The organism is Nioella sediminis (assembly GCF_001879695.1).
In the GTDB taxonomy this organism is placed as follows: Bacteria; Pseudomonadota; Alphaproteobacteria; order Rhodobacterales; family Rhodobacteraceae; genus Nioella; species Nioella sediminis.
In genome coordinates this window covers 1-1,938 of sequence record NZ_MNBL01000099.1, presented here as the reverse complement: position 1 = coordinate 1,938, position 1,938 = coordinate 1, and the positions used below count along the sequence as shown (strand labels likewise).

General features: G+C 62.1%; 2 protein-coding genes. Both read right to left on the bottom strand.

Features of this window, described 5'->3' with window-relative positions; genetic code table 11:
- Positions 1-521 precede the first annotated feature (521 nt).
- Positions 522-1,730 (bottom strand): acyl-CoA dehydrogenase, encoded by a 1,209-nt coding sequence (locus BKY26_RS12630; RefSeq protein WP_071690748.1) that lies wholly within the window; start codon positions 1,728-1,730, stop codon positions 522-524.
- 10 nt (positions 1,731-1,740) lie between these two features.
- Positions 1,741-1,938, bottom strand: a 198-nt coding sequence (locus tag BKY26_RS20510) for an aminotransferase class I/II-fold pyridoxal phosphate-dependent enzyme (RefSeq protein ID WP_342714965.1), incomplete at its 5' end; no start/stop codon positions are given.

The following is a 1,938-nucleotide window of genomic DNA, read 5'->3' as shown; positions in this document are numbered from 1 at the left end:
CAAAACCCGCAAGCGCTTTTTGCATCTTTCGTGAAAGTTTTTTGAAGAAGATTGTATTATATCAATAAATCAATGAATTACCAGATCAATGTAGGGCGCATGGACCAGATTTGATCGCTGTGATCGCGGCTCTGCGGCGACGCTCTGGCGACTCGCCTCTCTATATCTTGCGGTATCCACATGCTTATCCACAGATCATGGGATTTGCGCCTGTGAATCACATCAGGATCCAGCGACTCGGCGGCCTAGCGCAGCAAGGGACCTTCAGCCGAACCGCTGCGGATCGAACCCCATCGGCCCAGGGGGAGCCTGCGGCCGCTCTTGTCTGCCCCGGTCCTGGTCCGATCTCTGGTCCCCGACATGCGGATGGCCGGCGCTTGCCCTGCCCGGCCCTCGCCAATCCGCAGCAAGCTGTCGGGCCATTTCGACCGGTGCGGCATGCGACACCTCTTTCAAACAGAAAACCCGGAGCGCAGTCTTGCCGCGCCCCGGGTTTCGTGTCCAACGGTGTCGCCGGGAACTCAGAAGAAGGCCTGCAACCCCGTCTGCGCACGGCCCAGAATAAGCGCGTGCACGTCATGGGTGCCCTCATAGGTGTTCACCGTTTCCAGGTTCATCATGTGGCGAATGACCTGGAATTCCTCGGAAATCCCGTTGCCACCATGCATGTCGCGCGCCATGCGGGCGATATCCAGCGCCTTGCCGCAATTGTTGCGCTTGATCAGGCTGATCATCTCGGGCGCGGCAGCGGCCTCGTCCATCAGCCGCCCGACGCGCAGCGCCGCCTGCAGGCCAAGGGTGATTTCGGTCTGCATATCGGCCAGTTTCTTCTGGAAAAGCTGCGTCTGCGCCAGGGGCTTGTTGAATTGCTTGCGGTCCAGTCCGTATTGCCGCGCCGCATGCCAGCTGAACTCCGCCGCGCCCATCACGCCCCAGGCAATGCCATAGCGCGCGCGGTTGAGACAGCCGAACGGCCCTTTCAGACCCTGCACATTCGGCAGCAGCGCGTCTTCGCCCACTTCCACGCCATCCATCACGATCTCACCTGTCACAGACGCGCGCAGCGACTGCTTGCCCGCGATCTTGGGCGCAGACAGCCCCTTCATGCCCTTTTCCAGCACGAAACCCCGGATCTTGCCGCCATGCGCCTCGGATTTCGCCCAGACCACGAAGACATCGGCAATCGGGCTGTTCGAAATCCACATCTTCGACCCTGACAGGCGATAGCCATTGTCAGTCTTCTCCGCCCGCGTCTTCATGCCCGCCGGATCAGACCCGGCATCGGGTTCCGTCAAGCCAAAGCAGCCGATCAGCTCACCCGAGCACAGGCCGGGCAGGTATTTCTGCCGCTGCTCTTCCGACCCGTAGGCATAGATCGGGTAGATCACGAGGCTCGACTGCACCGACATCATCGAGCGATAGCCAGAATCCACCCGCTCGATCTCCCGCGCGATCAGGCCGTAGGTGACATAGTTCGCGCCAAGCCCGCCATATTCCTCGGGCAAGGTCGCGCCCAACAGCCCCGCCTGCCCCATCAGCGGAAACAGCTCCGGCGCGACGGTCTCCTCGGCATAAGCCTTGATCACACGCGGCTGCAATTCGCTCTGCGCAAACTCCCGCGCCGCGTCGCGCAGCATGCGCTCGTCTTCGGTCAGCTGGCCTTCCAGCATCAGCGCGTCGTCCCACTGGAAGCTCGACAGGTCGGGGCGGTCTTTGGCTTTCAGGCTCATCTTCGTCTCCTCAGGTCAGGGCGGCCACGGCGCGGGCGATCCGGCTCAGGCCTTCGGTCAGGTCATCGGTGGAATAGGCGTAGGACAGGCGGAAATGCCCCGGCAGCCCGAAGGCGCGGCCCGGCACAAGCGCCACGGCTTCGGCGCTCAGAATGTAGTCGCAGACATCCGCATCGGTCTCCAGAACCTCACCCGTGGGTCGGCGCTT

Excerpts from the sequence above, each read along its gene's own strand:
- BKY26_RS12630 (WP_071690748.1), bottom strand. The coding sequence starts at position 1,730 with ATGAGCCTGAAAGCCAAAGACCGCCCCGACCTGTCGAGCTTCCAGTGG.